Origin of the sequence: Virgibacillus sp. NKC19-16, assembly GCF_021560035.1 — a bacterium.
In the GTDB taxonomy this organism is placed as follows: Bacteria; Bacillota; Bacilli; order Bacillales; family Amphibacillaceae; genus Virgibacillus_L; species Virgibacillus_L salidurans.
Window position 1 is genome coordinate 609,524 of the sequence record NZ_CP074373.1, and the last position, 16,648, is coordinate 626,171.

The 16,648-nt window shown below is 42.2% G+C and carries 18 protein-coding genes and 1 other annotated feature; of the genes, 14 read left to right on the forward strand and 4 right to left on the reverse strand.

Going from position 1 to position 16,648, the window contains the following annotated elements; all coding sequences use genetic code 11:
• Positions 1-23: 23 nt before the first annotated feature.
• The 7 genes from KFZ58_RS03285 to thiD all read left to right on the forward strand — a co-directional run bounded on the left by KFZ58_RS03285 (position 24) and on the right by thiD (position 6,889).
• Complete coding sequence (locus KFZ58_RS03285) at positions 24-476, forward strand: DUF5342 family protein (protein ID WP_235793433.1); 453 nt, start codon at positions 24-26, stop codon at positions 474-476.
• Positions 477-650: 174 nt separating this feature from the next.
• Positions 651-2,249 (forward strand): ABC transporter substrate-binding protein, encoded by a 1,599-nt coding sequence (locus KFZ58_RS03290; protein ID WP_235793434.1) that lies wholly within the window; start codon positions 651-653, stop codon positions 2,247-2,249.
• A 12-nt stretch (positions 2,250-2,261) separates the two neighbouring features.
• Positions 2,262-3,251 (forward strand): ABC transporter permease, encoded by a 990-nt coding sequence (locus tag KFZ58_RS03295; RefSeq protein WP_235793435.1) that lies wholly within the window; start codon positions 2,262-2,264, stop codon positions 3,249-3,251.
• Positions 3,248-4,078, forward strand: a complete 831-nt coding sequence (locus KFZ58_RS03300) for an ABC transporter permease (RefSeq protein WP_235793436.1) — start codon at positions 3,248-3,250, stop codon at positions 4,076-4,078. The genes KFZ58_RS03295 and KFZ58_RS03300 overlap by 4 nt, the downstream gene beginning before the upstream one ends.
• A gap of 11 nt (positions 4,079-4,089) precedes the next feature.
• Positions 4,090-5,523, forward strand: a complete 1,434-nt coding sequence (locus KFZ58_RS03305) for an ABC transporter ATP-binding protein (protein ID WP_235793437.1) — start codon at positions 4,090-4,092, stop codon at positions 5,521-5,523.
• Positions 5,524-5,539: 16 nt separating this feature from the next.
• A complete protein-coding gene (locus KFZ58_RS03310; RefSeq protein WP_235793438.1) occupies positions 5,540-6,025 on the forward strand; it encodes a DUF456 domain-containing protein in 486 nt (161 codons plus the stop codon).
• Positions 6,026-6,058: 33 nt separating this feature from the next.
• Complete coding sequence (thiD, locus tag KFZ58_RS03315; RefSeq protein WP_235793439.1) at positions 6,059-6,889, forward strand: bifunctional hydroxymethylpyrimidine kinase/phosphomethylpyrimidine kinase; 831 nt, start codon at positions 6,059-6,061, stop codon at positions 6,887-6,889.
• A gap of 51 nt (positions 6,890-6,940) precedes the next feature.
• Here thiD and KFZ58_RS03320 read toward each other — a convergent pair whose 3' ends face one another.
• Positions 6,941-7,591, reverse strand: coding sequence for a hypothetical protein (locus tag KFZ58_RS03320; protein WP_235793440.1), 651 nt, complete (start codon positions 7,589-7,591; stop codon positions 6,941-6,943).
• 25 nt (positions 7,592-7,616) lie between these two features.
• Here KFZ58_RS03320 and KFZ58_RS03325 point away from each other — a divergent pair, with 25 nt between their 5' ends.
• The 3 genes from KFZ58_RS03325 to proS all read left to right on the forward strand — a co-directional run bounded on the left by KFZ58_RS03325 (position 7,617) and on the right by proS (position 11,023).
• Positions 7,617-8,168 (forward strand): cysteine hydrolase family protein, encoded by a 552-nt coding sequence (locus KFZ58_RS03325; protein WP_235793441.1) that lies wholly within the window; start codon positions 7,617-7,619, stop codon positions 8,166-8,168.
• A gap of 113 nt (positions 8,169-8,281) precedes the next feature.
• Positions 8,282-8,617 (forward strand): hypothetical protein, encoded by a 336-nt coding sequence (locus tag KFZ58_RS03330; RefSeq protein WP_235793442.1) that lies wholly within the window; start codon positions 8,282-8,284, stop codon positions 8,615-8,617.
• A 602-nt stretch (positions 8,618-9,219) separates the two neighbouring features.
• Positions 9,220-9,443 (forward strand) — a binding site (T-box leader).
• A 140-nt stretch (positions 9,444-9,583) separates the two neighbouring features.
• Positions 9,584-11,023 carry a proline--tRNA ligase gene (proS, locus tag KFZ58_RS03335; protein WP_235793443.1) on the forward strand — a complete coding sequence of 480 codons (1,440 nt, stop codon included), beginning with the start codon at positions 9,584-9,586 and terminating at the stop codon, positions 11,021-11,023.
• 292 nt (positions 11,024-11,315) lie between these two features.
• Here proS and KFZ58_RS03340 read toward each other — a convergent pair whose 3' ends face one another.
• Complete coding sequence (locus tag KFZ58_RS03340) at positions 11,316-11,795, reverse strand: glutathione peroxidase (protein WP_235793444.1); 480 nt, start codon at positions 11,793-11,795, stop codon at positions 11,316-11,318.
• Positions 11,796-11,938: 143 nt separating this feature from the next.
• Entirely contained in the window at positions 11,939-12,910 is a 972-nt protein-coding gene (trhO, locus tag KFZ58_RS03345) for an oxygen-dependent tRNA uridine(34) hydroxylase TrhO (RefSeq protein ID WP_235793445.1), read from the reverse strand.
• Between the two features lie 325 nt (positions 12,911-13,235).
• Here trhO and KFZ58_RS03350 point away from each other — a divergent pair, with 325 nt between their 5' ends.
• The 3 genes from KFZ58_RS03350 (at position 13,236) to yxiS (ending at position 14,534) form a co-directional block, all read left to right on the forward strand.
• Entirely contained in the window at positions 13,236-13,436 is a 201-nt protein-coding gene (locus KFZ58_RS03350; RefSeq protein ID WP_209461826.1) for a cold shock domain-containing protein, read from the forward strand.
• 104 nt (positions 13,437-13,540) lie between these two features.
• Positions 13,541-14,227, forward strand: coding sequence for a class I SAM-dependent methyltransferase (locus KFZ58_RS03355; protein ID WP_235793446.1), 687 nt, complete (start codon positions 13,541-13,543; stop codon positions 14,225-14,227).
• A 1-nt stretch (position 14,228) separates the two neighbouring features.
• On the forward strand, positions 14,229-14,534 hold the full coding sequence (gene yxiS / locus KFZ58_RS03360) for a protein YxiS (RefSeq protein WP_235793447.1): 306 nt from the start codon (positions 14,229-14,231) through the stop codon (positions 14,532-14,534).
• 24 nt (positions 14,535-14,558) lie between these two features.
• Here yxiS and KFZ58_RS03365 read toward each other — a convergent pair whose 3' ends face one another.
• Entirely contained in the window at positions 14,559-15,431 is an 873-nt protein-coding gene (locus tag KFZ58_RS03365; protein ID WP_235793448.1) for an NAD(P)-dependent oxidoreductase, read from the reverse strand.
• A 212-nt stretch (positions 15,432-15,643) separates the two neighbouring features.
• Here KFZ58_RS03365 and KFZ58_RS03370 point away from each other — a divergent pair, with 212 nt between their 5' ends.
• A complete protein-coding gene (locus KFZ58_RS03370) occupies positions 15,644-16,309 on the forward strand; it encodes a TraR/DksA C4-type zinc finger protein (RefSeq protein WP_235793449.1) in 666 nt (221 codons plus the stop codon).
• The last annotated feature ends 339 nt before the right edge of the window (positions 16,310-16,648 follow it).

Here is a 16,648-nt window from a genome sequence, read left to right on the forward strand (position 1 = left end):
GCGATGGATTGGGAGGCTTTTCAGTGGCAGACGAAATGAAACCAGATGTGTTTGAAGAGGAACGGGTATTTAAGAAGCGTACGTATGAGCGGCGTCAATTTTCACTATCTGTAGATGGAAAAGAATATAAAGGATATTTTCACGATGGAGAAATTCAATGGTTAAATCCACATCCAAAACAGGATCTTGGAGATGAGCAATTAGATTCGCTTGAAACCGAGATTCATGAACTTATGGAGGAGCGTGGGGTTAAGGATGAAACAGATGATATTCAAATCAAACCAATGTTTGATGATAAACCCCATGATGATCATGTATTTAAATTAACGATTCAGGGGAATGAATATACTGGCGTTTTCCGTGACGGGCAACTCCAATGGCATGATCCAAAGCCAACACATAAACTGAAAGAGAAACGCGTGAAAAAGATAGAAGGAAAGATTTATGAAAAAGTGAAGGAGAAAAAGAAGGAGTAATATATAATAGCACTCTCGTTAGGGTGCTATTTGCTTTGGTAATTACCACACCACCTTCTGCGTTTAATAGAGCGTTTATAGGTGGTTATTTTAATTGTTCTTTCTATAACATATGTTGCCGGATCAAAAAATAAAATATAAAATAGGAAAAGAAGAATACAGGGGAGACGTAATATGAGATATAATAAACTATTATTAATTGTACTTTTACCATTCCTATTAAGTGCTTGTGCAGAAGATAGTGAAAATAATAATGCAAATAATGCAAATGAAACTCCAAAAGACGAACTGGTCCTGGCCATCGGCGGCGAGCCGGAAGATGGGTTTGATCCTACAACAGGATGGGGACGATATGGATCGCCTCTGTTCCAAAGCACGCTGCTGAAGCAAGATCAGGATTTTAATATCCAACATGATTTAGCCAAAAACTATGAAGTTAGTGAAGATGGATTGGAATGGACAGTACAAATACGTGATGATGTGCAATTCTCGGATGGAGAACCACTCACTGCAGACGATGTTGTTTTTACATTTGAAACAGCCGCTGATAGTGGTTCCATTATCGACTTGAATAATATGGAAAAAGTGGAAAAAATACAGGATGATGAAGTAAAATTCACGTTGAAAGAACCGCAATCAACCTTTATTTACCTGCTTATTTCAACGGGTATTGTACCGGAACATGCTTATGATGAGACTTATAATGAAAATCCGGTCGGTTCCGGGCCTTTTCAGCTTGAACAATGGGACAAGGGGCAGCAACTAATTGTAACTGCTAACCCCCATTATTACGGAGAAAAACCCGCCTTTCAGCAGCTGACTTTTCTATTCCTGTCAGAGGATGCGGCATTTGCAGCAGCAAAAGCAGGAGAGGTCGATGTCGCATCGGTACCACCTGCATTTGCAAAAGAGGATGTACCTGGGATGGAACTGGTCGAATTGAATAGTGTTGATAATCGGGGAATTATGTTCCCATTTGTGCGAGAAGGCGAAGAAACAGATGAAGGCGCACCGATTGGTAATGATGTAACAGCTGACGAGACGATTCGCAAGGCGATCAATATTGCAGTGGATCGAGAAGCTCTAGTTGACGGCGTACTCGAAGGCTTTGGTACACCTGCGTACAGCGTTGCCGACGGGCTTCCATGGTGGAATCCGGACATTGTATTTGAAGATGATCAAATGGAGCAGGCGAAACAAATGCTGGATGAAGCTGGCTGGGAAGAAAATGAAAATGGGGTCCGCGAAAAAGATGGAATGGAAGCCGCCTTTACCTTGCTTTATCCAGCTGATGATCAAAGCCGTCAGTCTTTATCGATTGCTTTTGCAGATATGATTGAGCCCCTTGGCATAGATGTAACGACAGAAGGAAAAAGCTGGAATGAACTAGGGACGCTCATGTATTCCCATCCGGTGATGATGGGTTGGGGAAGTCATGATCCGCTTGAAATGTATAATTTATACAGCAGTGAAACAAGAGGTATCGGCTATTATAATGCCAATTACTATGCGAATGAGACTGTTGATGACTATATGAATCAAGCATTAAGTGCAACATCCCAAGAAGAAGCCAATGAATATTGGCAAAAGGCACAATGGGACGGCGAGACCGGATTTTCTGCAAAAGGAGATGCACCGTGGGCATGGTTAGTTAATCTGGAGCATCTGTATTTTGTAGACGAAAACTTGGAAATTGGTGAGCAAAAGGTTCAACCACATGGACATGGATGGCCGGTTACGGACTTTATTGAACAGTGGCATTGGAAAGAGTAGGGGGAGGCCTGAATGGGTAAGCATATTTCTTTTTATATTGCAGGTAAGTTTATCAAACTTGTCACATTGTTAATCGCAATCAGTATTCTATCCTTTGCGCTTGTAAGCTACTCACCAATTGACCCTGTTCAGTCGTATATCGGCGCTGATATGACGCGGGTAAGCCCAGAACAAAGGGAAAATATTGCTGCGCATTGGGGCCTGGATGAATCGAAAGCCCAGCAGTTTTTAAACTGGGGGGGAAATATTCTCCAAGGGGACATGGGCACATCCCTTATTTTCCGGAGTCCTGTAGCTAGTGTCATTGCTGAACGATTTCTTGCTTCCGTGTCTCTAATGGGTGTGGCCTGGGTTCTCTCAGGCCTTTTTGGTTTTGTACTTGGAATCATTTCCGGCATGAAAGAGGGAACATGGATTGACCGTGTAATAAAAAGCTATTGTTTTACACTTGCTTCAACGCCTGCATTTTGGCTAGGTTTATTATTATTAATGCTATTTTCCGTGTGGCTGGGCTGGTTCCCGATTGGACTTGGTACACCAGCTGGGATACTAGCTGAGGATGTTTCATTCCTAGAGCGGTTGAGACATTTGATTTTACCGGCATTGACATTAAGCATCGTTGGTGTTGCAAATGTGGCATTGCATACAAGGGAAAAATTGATTGACGTGCTAAACTCGGAGTATGTGCGATTTGCAAAAGCGAAGGGTGAGCGTGGATTTATGCTTCTTTGGCGGCACGGCTTGCGTAATATTTCGCTTCCGGCTATTTCCATTCATTTTGCTTCATTTGGAGAACTCTTTGGTGGAGCTGTACTGGCGGAACAGGTCTTTTCCTATCCGGGCCTTGGACAGGCTGTAGTACAAGCAGGCCTTGGGGGAGACGTTCCGCTACTGCTCGGGATCGTTTTATGTAGTACCGTATTCGTGTTTGTCGGGAATGTAATCGCTGATTTATTATATAAAATGGTTGATCCCCGTTTGAGAAGGGGGGAAGTCTTATGAGGATAGGAAGAATGAATCTAAGACAACGTACACTAGCGGCGATTATTATTTCGATTACCTTACTTGTAGGGATGGTCGTGAGTGGTTTATTAATCGGTGATGAAAAGCTTGGTGTAAACCTGGAAGCGAGAAATAACAGTCCTTCTCTCAGTAATCTTTTTGGTACAGATTGGCTGGGACGTGATATGCTTGCACGTACGTTAAAAGGGCTTACTTTGAGCCTTGGTGTTGGCATTCTTGCGGCTTTTTCGAGTACGGTTATTGCACTTATTCTTAGCTTGCTAGCGTCCTGGAATAGGGTAATAGATTACATCGTTACATGGCTCATCGACCTTTTTCTCAGCGTACCGCATATCGTGCTACTGCTTTTAATTTCTTTTGCAATGGGTGGTGGATTTACTGGAGTCGTTATTGGTTTGGCGTTAACCCATTGGCCAAGCCTCGCGCGTGTGCTTCGTTCCGAGATGCTTCAAGTAAAAACAGCTGAATATGTTGGTGTCACGCGTAGACTTGGCAAATCAAGGCTGTGGATTGCCAGGAATCATTTGGTCCCACATTTGATCCCACAGCTTGTAATCGGCTTTATTTTACTTTTTCCACATGCGATCTTGCATGAAGCGGCGATTACGTTTCTCGGATTCGGGTTATCAACAGAGCAACCGGCGATTGGCATTATTTTATCCGAATCGATGCAATATTTATCAACAGGAATGTGGTGGCTGGCATTCTTCCCAGGTCTATCGCTTTTACTGATGGTTGCTATTTTTGATGTACTTGGGAAAAATGTGAGCAGATTTATTGATCCGTTTCATGGACAGAAGGGATAGGATAGGATAGGATGACGATACAAAAAAAACCACTGCTTGAAGTGAAGAATCTTTCGCTATTCTTTCGCCAATATAAAAAAGGGTTGCGTGAAACGACGATGCAAGTGATTCGCAGGTTGGATATGACGATTCATGAAGGCGAGATTGTTGCGGTTATTGGAGCAAGCGGATCAGGGAAAAGTCTGCTTGCAAATGCTGTGCTTGGGGTCCTTCCTGAAAATGCCGCGCTTTCTGGTGTGTTGAATTATAAAGGGGAGCAGCTTACGAGTGAAAAAAGCGGCGAGCTACGTGGAAAAGAGATTTCGCTTATCCCGCAATCGGTCAATGCCTTGGATCCACTGATAAAAACGGGGAAGCAGGTGCAGGCGTCTATTCATCGTGGTGATAAAAAAATGAAGCAGCGTGCTGTTTTTCAAAAAATAGGATTGCCTGAAGAAGCTGAAAATCGGTATCCCTTTGAATTATCCGGGGGGATGGCGAGAAGAGTTTTAGCTGCAACAGCCATGGTCAGTAGTGCAAATTTAATTATTGCCGATGAGCCGACGCCTGGACTGGACACGCAAGTCTTGTATGAAACGGTTTTGCATCTGAAAAGTTTGGCTTCGGAGGGTAAAGGGGTCATGTTTATCACACATGATATTGATACTGCATTACAAATCGCTGATAGGGTTGTAGTTATGAATGACGGAGAAACGGTTGAAACTGCAAATGCGAGTGATTTTACCGGAAAGGGTGAGAAATTAGCTCATCCGTATACGCGAGCATTATGGAACGCATTGCCGCAGAATGATTTTGTGACATTACCGTCGAAAGCGGAAGCACAAGAGACCGGTGGAATGCTTGAAGTGCAGGGCATGACGTATCACTATCCGAATGAATTGAACCTGTTTGAAAAGCTCAATCTTAGCATAAACGCTGGTGAAGTCGTCGGATTATTCGGCTATAGCGGCTCCGGGAAAACAACGATGGCCCGTCTTATTGCAGGATATTTGAAGCCAATTGCGGGTAGGATTAACGTGAATGGGGAGAATGATTTTCGCGCAGGCATGCATCCCGTGCAATTAGTATGGCAGCATCCGGAAAAAGCAATCAATCCAAAATGGAGAATGAGGAAGATGCTTTCAGAAGCGCAAATCATGGATCATGAATTACTGGAAGCGCTTGGAATTAAGCAAGAATGGCTCTCGCGCTACCCAAGCGAATTATCAGGCGGAGAATTGCAACGCTTTTGTGTTGCACGGGCCCTTCATGAAAACACGAAATACCTGATTGCTGATGAAATGACGACAATGCTTGATGCGATTACACAAGCAATTATTTGGCAATCCGTGTTAAAATTAGCAAAACAGCGTAATATCGGTATACTAGCAATAAGCCATGATCATCAATTACTTCAAAAAATTAGTGATCGGGTTGTCGATTTTGAAGCTATCGTAAATATGTGAATGAATGGAGGATAACATGCTGGATATTCTTATATGGATCGCGATTGTTGTATTATTTATTTTAAGTTTTGTTGGTGTACTTTTTCCTATTATTCCTTCCGTACTTGTGCTATGGGTTGGATTTTTGTTGTATCATTTTGTCTTAAATGCAAATGAGCTCACCACTTTCTTTTGGATTATAATGGGTGTGTTTACGGTTATTCTCTTTGTTGCGGATATCATTGCTAATAGTTATTTTGTGAAAAAATTCGGTGGAAGCAAATGGGGAGAAAGAGGCGCGGCAGTAGCGGTTATCGTTGGTTCCTTTATTACACCTCCATTTGGGATTATCTATGTGCCATTTATCGTTGTTTTCCTTATTGAAATGACGCAGAAGCGGACTGGACAAGAGGCGCTTCGTGCATCAATTGGTTCGCTTATCGGATTTTTAGGCGGCGCAGTGGCAAAAGTCGTTGTGCAATTTATTATGATTATTTGGTTTTTTGTCGTAGTATTATTTTAATAGATAATTTGGAAAAAGGAAGGATTTTAGGATATGAATTTCCCATCACGAGTAATCACCATTGCAGGTTCAGCAGCTGGTGGAAGCGCTGGGATTCAAGCAGATTTGAAGACGTTTCAGGAACTTGATGTTTATGGGATGAGTGTCGTAACAGCCATCGTTGGTAGACATCCAGAGACGGATAAAAATGTGCATCCGCAGACGCTGGAAGCCATTGAAGCGCAATTTGCTACAGCAATGAAACAGGTAGGTGCGGACGGGCTTAAAACAGGGATGTTATTTTCAAAAGAAGTAATAGAAACCGTTGCTGCATTAATCAAGGATTCTTCGATTAAAAATATTACTGTCGACCCTGTCATGATTGGGAAACTGGATTCCAAACTTTTGAGGGATGATGCGATTGATGCATTAATAAATAGCCTGATCCCGAGGGCCACGATTATTACGCCAAATGTACCGGAAGCTTCCTTATTATTGGGTGGAAGAGATTTGGCTAGTGTCGATGATCTGAAGCGTGCAGCGATAGATCTATATGCCTTAGGTGCAGATAATGTATTGGTAAAAGGGGGCAGATTAGAAGGCCCGGCAATTGATGTATTGTACGATGGGGAGACGATCTCGACGTTCGAAGCGCCACGTATTGATACAGTTAACACGAGTGGGGCAGGGTGTACGTATTCGGCAGCAATTGCAGGAAATTTAGCCAAGGGCGAACCTATCGCAGAAGCAGTTCGACTGGCAAAGAGTTTTGTTACAACCGCGATTGAGCATGGATTTTCGTATACAGATGTTGTAGGCCCGACGTATCATGCAGCGATGCGTAGGTTTGATGAAGCACATAAGATTAAGGTTAGCAAAGAATAAGGATGATCTAGCACCAGATGAGCGGGGGCAGTGTTCCTGTTCCATTTTGTATCACGAAGGTGCAAACCGATCGAGAGCCGAAGCAAACCGATCGAGAGCCGAAGCAAACCGATCGAGAGCCGAAGCAAACCGATCGAGAGCCGAAGCAAACCGATCGAGAGCCGAAGCAAACCGATCGAGAGCCGAAGCAAACCGATCGAGAGCCGAAGCAAACCGATCGAGAGCCGAAGCAAACCGATCGAGAGCCGAAGCAAACCGATCGAGAGCCGAAGCAAACCGATCGAGAGCCGAAGCAAACCGATCGAGAGCCGAAGCAAACCGATCGAGAGCCGAAGCAAACCGATCGAGAGCCGAAGCAAACCGATCGAGAGCCGAAGCAAACCGATCGAGAGCCGAAGCAAACCGATCGAGAGCCGAAGCAAACCGATCGAGAGCCGAAGCAAACCGATCGAGAGCCGAAGCAAACCGATCGAGAGCCGAAGCAAACCGATCGAGAGCCGAAGCAAACCGATCGAGAGCCGAAGCAAACCGATCGAGAGCCGAAGCAAACCGATCGAGAGCCGAAGCAAACCGATCGAGAGCCGAAGCAAACCGATCGAGAGCCGAAGCAAACCGATCGAGAGCCGAAGCAACGAGGGGAAAAGGGACAGGTTCACCGTCCCAGCACCAGACGAGCGGAGACAGTGTCCCTGTCTCCAGCAAAAGAATAGAACAAGGAGGATAACAAATGGGGAAGCGTGCATTACTGAATGTGGATTACACAAATGATTTTGTAGCAGAGGATGGAAAGCTGACAAGTGGGGGACCTGGGCAGGCGATTGAATCCAGGGTAGTGGATTTGACTAGGGAGTTTATTGAAGGGGGCGATTATGTTGTGTTTGCTATTGATGCCCATGAAGAAGGAGACGAACTACATCCGGAATCTGATTTATTTCCACCGCATAATATTATCGGTACGCCAGGTCGCGATTTGTATGGAGAGCTGGCAAATGTGTACGAGGAAAACAAGGATAAAGCGAATGTCTATTATTTTGACAAAACACGGTATAGCGCATTTGCCGGCACTGACTTGGAGATAAAATTACGTGAGCGAGGAATTGATGAGGTTCATATCATAGGCGTGGTTACAGATATATGTGTACTGCATACAGCCGTGGATGCATACAACAAAGGTTTTAAAATTGTGGTACATAAAGATGCGGTAGCAAGCTTCAATCAGGCAGGCCATGATTGGGCATTGGGACATTTTACGGACACATTGGGTGCGAGAGTTTTATAGGGACAGGTTCCTTGTCCCAGCACCAGTTGAAAGGGGACGGTGTTCCTGTCGTCCTCCGTCCCTCTATTAGACTCGTAAATAATTTTTCTAATCTTTTACAAGGAGGAGGCCTTGTGGGACAGTTATTTAGGCCATTATTACTTATTATTTCCAATCACCGTTTAACTACCAAAGAAGGTATATCTCAATTTCTGCCTTTCTATGTTGAAACCGACCAGCATCATTATAATGTGAAAAATCATTATGGAGATCTGACAGCAAGCATATTTGTGGATGACCAGGAAGAACTCCTTCGAGGAGAAAGGTCGTTCTTTGATATGAGAAAATCACAAAAGACAAATCTTCGTGGTGAAAAGCATAAATTAAAAGTTTTTGATCATGAGCATCCAGCAGAACTTTGGCTTGCTGTGTATGCTTTGTGTATGATTTTCAAGAACCGTAAAGGCTAATAGTTCGGGCGGTGTCTTGCCAAGTTATGGTTTAAATAAAACCTGTCTCATCATCAAATTGAAAACAGGTTTTATATGGACTTTAACATCAATTTGTTTCACTTTTCTTGTCTTTGAATAGTAGGATAGTGGTTGCTAACAAAACCGCAGTTGTTGCTAATGAAATGATTAATGTAAAGTTTAGCATAGAAACACCTCTTCCGTTGTAATTTTTGAATAAATAGGGTATGATATACATAAGATGATGGGTAGAGAAGAGGATTTCTCCTCTTCTCAGTAATAATGTTGGAACTCTCACTTATCCGAGTGAGGGTTTTTTTCTTCTTACGTTTGCTCAATAATACATGTAGCAGATTTATTACTGCTAATGCAAAATTAAGCAAAAGCGTAAGCAAGATTATTACCTGTTCCATCACTTATCACCCCCTTTCATAAGGAGGTTAGGGGTATATATCATACCCTAATACTGATTATACTGGCTCGAGTAAGAATTCACAAGAATATTCGTTTGATTTTTGTGATAATTCTAAAGGTTTCTATACCAACTCATTCCCTAGTAAACCTTGACTTTCCACTCATACCACTATATATTAGATACTATATACGAAACGTTGATGGGGATTAGTATAAGTTGATCGTCTTTCAAAGAGAGGAAATGAATTGGTGGAAATTTCCAAAGGCATCATTTAGAACCTGCCTCCTGAGTTCGCCATCGGAAAGGCATTTTTGCTGTAAGATGAGCGCGGTTCTTCACCGTTATCGATTCAAGTGTACAAGGAGCGGTCCTTGTAAACAAGGGTGGCACCACCAGACCTCGGTCCCTTTTCGGATGGAGGATTTTTTCTGTTCTAACGTCAGCAAGTATAGATCTAAGGATGACCTTATAAGAAAAACTAATCATTCGCTAAAGACCAAGTGAATGTAAGTTTTTCTAAAAAATAAAATTTTAAGATAGAGGTGTTCAGCTTGGGTAAGAAAAATAAGCAGTTTGTTCAAAACATAACAGCAATGGAAGATGATTTTGCCAAGTGGTATACAGACGTTGTGAAGCAGGCGGATTTGGTTGATTACGGCCCGGTACGTGGAACGATGATCATTAAGCCGGATGGTTTTGCAATATGGGAAAATATCCGCGATGAACTGGACCGTCAAATTAAGGCAACAGGGCACTCGAATGTATCATTCCCATTATTTGTTCCTGAAAGCCTGCTGCAAAAGGAAAAAGATCATGTGGAAGGATTCGCGCCGGAAGTAGCCTGGGTGACACATGGTGGAGAGGAGAAATTAGCTGAAAGAATAGCTGTACGCCCAACTTCAGAAGCGTTGTTTAGTGATTACTATTCGAATAATATTCATTCGTATCGTGATTTGCCGATGCTTTATAACCAGTGGTCAAATGTTGTGCGCTGGGAAAAAACAACACGTCCGTTCCTGCGTTCATCTGAATTCCATTGGCAGGAAGGACATACAGCACATGCAACCGATGAGGATGCATCTGAAGAAACAGATAAAATGCTTAGGGTCTATGCTGATGTGGTAGAAAATTATCTGGCAATCCCTGTGTATAAAGGCCGCAAAACGGATAAAGAAAAATTTGCTGGTGCAAACTATACCCTGACCATTGAAGCATTGATGCATGATGGTAAAGCATTGCAATCGGCGACCTCACATCATTTTGGTTCAGGATTTGCAGAAGCATTTGATATTACGTATTTAGATGAAAACGGTGAAAGTCAATTTGTACATCAAACGTCATGGGGACTTTCCACACGTATCATGGGTGCATTAATTATGGTGCATGGAGATAACAGAGGATTAGTCGTGCCTCCACGGATTGCACCGACGCAAGCCATGATTGTCCCAGTTGCCCAGCATAAAGAAGGTGTACTCGATAAAGCGTATGACCTGCGTGATCAATTGAAGGACCTTGTTCGCGTTGGTATCGATGCAAGTGACAAAATGCCAGGCTGGAAATTTAATGAGTACGAAATGAAAGGAATGCCGGTACGGATTGAAATGGGTCCAAAAGACATTGAAAAAGATCAGGTCGTACTCGTTCGCCGTGATACCGGTGAAAAAGAATTTGTAGCACTTACCGATTTGGAAGCACGTTTGCCTGCTTTATTAGAAGAAATTCAGAAAAACTTATTTGATAAAGCATTAGCGCATCGTAACGAGAAAACGAGTGTTGCCAAGGATATGGATGAATTCAAACAAACGCTTGATCAAAACGCTGGATTTATTAAAGCAATGTGGTGTGGAGACGTGGCTTGTGAGGAGAAAATTAAAGAAGAGACAACAGCAACCTCACGCCTAATCCCATTTGAACAGGAAAAAGTAGCAGATACCTGCGTGTGCTGCGGGAGAGAAGCTAAGGAACTCGTGTATTGGGCAAAAGCTTATTAATATGATGGAAAACGAGCGGTGGTAGATGCGCTCGTTTTTCTATTGGTAGGTTGTGGGGAAATCAACCAAGAGTGAGAACCGTTTACCGTGACAGGAAAAACTAGGGAGCGGCACTCCAAACCGGGAGAGCGCACTCCTGAATCGGGAGAGGGCCAAGCCAAACCGGGAGAGCGGCACACAGAAACGGGAGAGAGCCACATTAAACCGGGAGACAGCAGCCTCAAACCGGGAGAGAAACACACTAAAACGGGAGATAACAATTTTAAACCGGAAGACAGCATCTCGTTCCCTTTTACCCCTTTATAGCCTTTTCAATATCCTTCACCATATTTTCCGGCTTCGTCTGTGGTGCAAACCGGTCGATAACTTCTCCATTTTTATTAACCAAAAACTTTGTGAAATTCCACTTAATATCTTTGGTCAGCATTCCTTTTTCTTCGGTAGTTAGATAGTTGAAAAGTGGGTGTGCATCCTCGCCTTTTACATCCACTTTACTGAACATTGGGAATGTAACTCCATAGTTACGCTCACAGAATTGAGAGATTTCCTCCTCACTTCCCGGGTCCTGATTATTGAATTGATTGCATGGGAATCCGAGTATCTCAAAATCCTGATCCTTAAATTGGTCATATACGTTTTGCAGTCCTTCAAATTGTGGTGTGAATCCACATTTACTTGCTGTGTTCACGATAAGAAGTGTTTTCCCTTTATAATCGGCCAGTGATTTCTCATTACCTAGCATTGTCTTTACAGAAAAATCATAAATACTCATATGATTGCCTCCTTTACTAGAAGGATAGCAATGCTAGTTCTCTGATGTCAAAATATTTATCCGGGTTTGCCGCCCCTCGCATCTATATAGGATCCTCAAAACAACAAAAAAAGACGACCCTTCAAAAGGCCGCCTTCTTCAGATTACACTTCCTGCTTCAAACTTTCTCCAAGAAGCTCAAGTCTGTGCTGAACATCTTCTTCAGCCAAATCATGTTCCTTTACATACATATTGCGTGGACTAACACGACATTCATGTGTACAGCCGCGGATATATTTATGCTCATTTTCCTCTGAGCAAATAATTTGTTTATTGCAATCGGGGTTAGCGCAATTCACGTAACGTTCACATGGCTGGCCGTCAAAATAGTCCGCGCCGACAACAACATGTTCCTTCTGATTAATTGGTACGGAAATTCGCTCATCAAATACGTAACAGCGGCCATCCCATAATTCTCCTTGAACCTCAGGATCTTTCCCGTAAGTTACGATTCCGCCATGGAGCTGTGCGACATCTTCAAAGCCTTCTTTCACTAGCCATCCGGAAAATTTTTCACAGCGAATGCCGCCTGTACAATAGGTCAGGATACGTTTTCCCTCAATAAGGTGTTTGTTTTCTTGAACCCATTCAGGCAATTCGCGGAATGCCTCAATGTCAGGGCGAATCGCGCCACGGAAATGCCCTAAGTCATATTCATAATCATTTCGCGCGTCGAGAACAACGGTATCTTTATCCTGCATTGCTTCGTAAAATTCTTGTGGAGACAAATGCGCCCCAGTTGTTTGCAGTGGATTTATATCCTCTTCCAAACGAAGACTTACCAATTCACTACGAGGGCGCACATGCATTTTTTTAAATGCGTGCCCGTCATGCGGATCGATTTTAAAGGTCATATCAGCAAAGCGCGGATCGTTATGCATTGCTTCCATGTATTTTTCGGTTTGTTCAATGGTACCGGAAACAGTTCCATTGATTCCTTCAGAAGCAACTAAAATGCGACCCTTTAATTCCAAGTCATTACAAAGTTGAAGATGCTCTTCCGCGTAACTTTCCGGATCTTCCATAGATACATACTTATAATACAATAAAACTTGATAGTTTGTACTGCTTTCCATTTGATTACCACCTATTCATTCATATTTGCAAGATATAAATGTACGGTAGTCGATATTTTATTTTATAATCTTGCAATGAAGTATTTTATCATGTTTTTATGTTAATTGCCAGTTTGTACAATGCTCATATTCTCACCACAATAAATTCTAATTAAAAAAACTTTTGCTAAACGCTTGCATTTTTCGCAGCAAAAGGGTAAAGTTAATAATAGCAAAAGGAAATTGGAGTTTGAATAATACTTTACGATCTCTTTATCAAAGTGGTGTAAAAGTATTTATGATTCAATTATACTTTGCACGATATTTGTATAAGGAGGTCATTTATATGATGAATGGCACAGTAAAATGGTTTAATGCAGAAAAAGGCTTCGGTTTCATCGAGCGTGAAGATGGAGACGATGTATTCGTACACTTCTCTGCAATTAACGCTGAAGGTTTCAAAACACTTGAAGAAGGTCAAAGTGTTGAATTTGAAATCGTTGAAGGTAACCGCGGACCACAAGCAGCAAACGTTACTCGTCTATAATAGATGTTAGAAAAGAAGGTCTATCTCACTCGTGGGGTAGATCTTTTTTATGTAACAGGAATTTAGCTCACTTAGGTCGAATATCTTCATGGAGGAGGGAATTTATGACATCATTTAATTGGAAAAAAGAAGCAGAATTACAATGGGATAATCGTGCACACTTTTGGAATGAACGGAGTGTGAATATGTGGGATAATGGAAGTAGAAAGGATATTATTCCTTTTGTAGAAAACCATGTTAAAGAGGGCGGCAAGATCCTGGATATTGGCTGTGGAGATGGTTATGGATCCTATAAATTGTATAAGGCTGGCTATGATGTGGTCGGGATGGATATTTCCAGTGAAATGGTCGCGCTTGCCAAGGAACGAGCCAAGCATGAAGGTATTCCTTTTTCACAAGGTGATGTAAGTGACATGCCATTTGAAAATGGGAGCTTTGACGCGGTAATGGCGATTAATGTGTTGGAATGGACAGAATCCCCTGCTAAAGCTATCCATGAATTAAAGCGTGTCGTGAAAAAAGATGGATTGCTCTGTGTGGGAATTCTAGGTCCAACTGCTGGTCCAAGAACAAATAGCTATCCCCGTCTGCTTGGTAAAAAAGCGATTGCCAATACGATGATGCCATGGGAATTCAGGCAGCTTACCACAGATAATAATTTGGAATATATTGATGGGGTCGGTGTTTATAAAGACGGCGTGAAAGAGCATCACTATAAAGACTTGCCAATAGAGCTAAAACAAGCTTTGACATTTATGTGGATATTTATGCTTCGAAAAGGTAGTGAATAAAGTGGATAAAAAAGAAATAGAAGAACAAGTCATCGAAAGTTATCAAAACGATGAGAAAATGATGATATTAATTTATGCCCAATGGTGTATTAATAATGATCTTCATCCGAATGTTTTATATGAACAAGCCTATCCGGCTCAATTGAGGAATAACACGCTAGCAGAAACAATGGAATTAACTGTTTCTAAAAAAGAATCCGAGGACATAGATGATCAAACGGTTTTACAAGTACTTCAGCTTTTCGGAAATGACGATTTAGCTTTTATTGTACAGGGAGAAATAGAGAAACGGGAGAAGAAATCGTAATTCTCCGTTTCTCTAACTCACTCATCATGCAAATAACTTAATCAACGCCTGAGTCCCGCTGTCATTTTCACCTTGTTCAGCGAGCTCCTTATAAAGGTCCAGGGAAAGTGAGAGTCCTGGCGTTGACAGTCCCATCTCTTGAGCGGATTCAAGCGCAATGGTCATATCTTTGATAAAATGTTTCACATAAAATCCTGGTGCGTAATCACCTTCAAGCATGCGAGGTGCCAGTTTTGACAGGGAAAAACTGCCTGCTGCTCCTGTTGTAATGCTATCAAGCACACGCGAAGGGTCGAGTCCCGATTTTCTAGCATAGGAGATTGCCTCACAAACTCCAATCATATTTGAAGCGATGGTAATTTGATTGGCTAATTTCGTGTGCTGGCCTGCTCCTGCCCCGCCTTGTAGGATAATATTTTCGCCAACAACATCAAAAAGAGGTAAGACGGAATCAAACGTCTCCTGGTCGCCACCTGCCATAATTGCAAGTGTCCCACTTTTTGCTCCAACATCACCGCCGGAAACAGGTGCATCCATGGAAGAAATATTTTTCTCCCGTGCTTGTTTATAAATTTCTACGGCCAAAGCAGGTTTTGAGGTTGTCATATCAACGACATATGACCCTTCCTTCGCATTTTCAAGAATACCATTTTCTCCAAAATAAACTTCCTCTACATCTGATGGATAACCGACCATGGTGATAATTACATCCGTTGTTTGTGCTAATTCAGCGACAGAGCTTTTCCAAGTTGCACCGTTATCGACTAGCTCACTGGCTTTTTCCTTGGTCCGTGTATAGACAGATACGGGATAACCAGCGTTTTGTAAGTTTGCTGCCATGCTCTTCCCCATTACACCTGCGCCTATGAAACCAATTTTTGCATTAATTGAAAGCATACGATCATCTCTCCTCTTTAAAAGTGGTCTTTATATTTATTTCGACACTGTTCACGCCAATTCCTTTATAACACAAATAATTCCTTTATTCGAAAAAAGAGGATGACATTCCCGCTATTGACATGATTTGGGAGCTTAAGCAGAGAATCATTATAATACTTTTACACATAGTATAGGTAGCACGGTTAAACAATTAATGGAGGCTGATCGTAATGATTACAAGCGAGCAACTTGCCCAGTGCAAAACTGCATTAATGGCTAGGCAAACAGAATTAATTAACCACGTGCAGGATCACTTTGGTAAAACGCTTGAAATGACAAAAGAGTCGATAGGCGAGTTGTCAAATTATGATAATCATCCTGGGGACATGGGGACAGAGATGTTCGAAAGAGGAAAGGACCTCGCGCTTAATGAACATGCGGAAACGGAATTAAAAGAGATTAATGAGTCGCTTCATGCTATTGAAGAGGGGACGTATGGCATTTGCGGTAAATGTGGGGAAGATATCCCGTTTGAACGATTAGAAGCTCTGCCAACTGCTGATCGGTGTATTGAACATGTGAATGATGCCAATTTCGAGCATAGCAGGCCTGTAGAAGAGCAAGTATTTAGTCCAAATATTAATCCGGATGAAGTCACAGATGAAGAACAAGTTGGTTATGATTCAGAAGATGCCTGGCAAGAGGTGAGTCGTTACGGTACATCTGAAACACCATCTGACTTCTATGGAGATAAAGATAATTATGATGAAATGTATCCAAATAGCGACGAAAATGTTGGATCAACAGAGGATTTAGAGGGCTATTTAGCCGCGGATATAGACGGCAATTATGACGGAGTTACTTGGAATCATAATAAATATGAGGATGAGTATTAAGATTTTTTGTGATAGGGAATATTCACTATCGTTTTGGCTGTTTTTCAATTTTTAGGTAGCTTAGACACCGTTTGAGTTACTTTTTCGTAACTTTGGTAACATAGACCCTCTATGTTACCAAAGTTACCTTTTCAAGACATTGGTCACATAGAGCCGCTTTATGTTACCGTTTGAGTAACATTTCCACAATCCCATCCACCTAGAAACGTTCGCTACTACCATTTTAGCTTTTTTATGTCGTTTTTTGCCTCCCCGAATTCCGCCAAAACGAAACCCACAAAACAACTAATCCATTGGCCAATCCCGCCAACTCCGGCAATAATATAAGCAGCAATATCT

Bases quoted from the DNA above. Each gene is read 5' to 3' on its own strand.
- KFZ58_RS03290 (WP_235793434.1), top strand. From the start codon at position 651: ATGAGATATAATAAACTATTATTAATTGTACTTTTACCATTCCTATTA.
- KFZ58_RS03295 (WP_235793435.1), top strand. From the start codon at position 2,262: ATGGGTAAGCATATTTCTTTTTATATTGCAGGTAAGTTTATCAAACTT.
- KFZ58_RS03300 (WP_235793436.1), top strand. From the start codon at position 3,248: ATGAGGATAGGAAGAATGAATCTAAGACAACGTACACTAGCGGCGATT.
- KFZ58_RS03305 (WP_235793437.1), top strand. From the start codon at position 4,090: ATGACGATACAAAAAAAACCACTGCTTGAAGTGAAGAATCTTTCGCTA.
- KFZ58_RS03310 (WP_235793438.1), top strand. From the start codon at position 5,540: ATGCTGGATATTCTTATATGGATCGCGATTGTTGTATTATTTATTTTA.
- thiD (WP_235793439.1), top strand. From the start codon at position 6,059: ATGAATTTCCCATCACGAGTAATCACCATTGCAGGTTCAGCAGCTGGT.
- KFZ58_RS03325 (WP_235793441.1), top strand. From the start codon at position 7,617: ATGGGGAAGCGTGCATTACTGAATGTGGATTACACAAATGATTTTGTA.
- KFZ58_RS03340 (WP_235793444.1), bottom strand. From the start codon at position 11,795: ATGAGTATTTATGATTTTTCTGTAAAGACAATGCTAGGTAATGAGAAA.
- trhO (WP_235793445.1), bottom strand. From the start codon at position 12,910: ATGGAAAGCAGTACAAACTATCAAGTTTTATTGTATTATAAGTATGTA.
- KFZ58_RS03350 (WP_209461826.1), top strand. From the start codon at position 13,236: ATGATGAATGGCACAGTAAAATGGTTTAATGCAGAAAAAGGCTTCGGT.
- KFZ58_RS03355 (WP_235793446.1), top strand. From the start codon at position 13,541: ATGACATCATTTAATTGGAAAAAAGAAGCAGAATTACAATGGGATAAT.
- KFZ58_RS03365 (WP_235793448.1), bottom strand. From the start codon at position 15,431: ATGCTTTCAATTAATGCAAAAATTGGTTTCATAGGCGCAGGTGTAATG.
- KFZ58_RS03370 (WP_235793449.1), top strand. From the start codon at position 15,644: ATGATTACAAGCGAGCAACTTGCCCAGTGCAAAACTGCATTAATGGCT.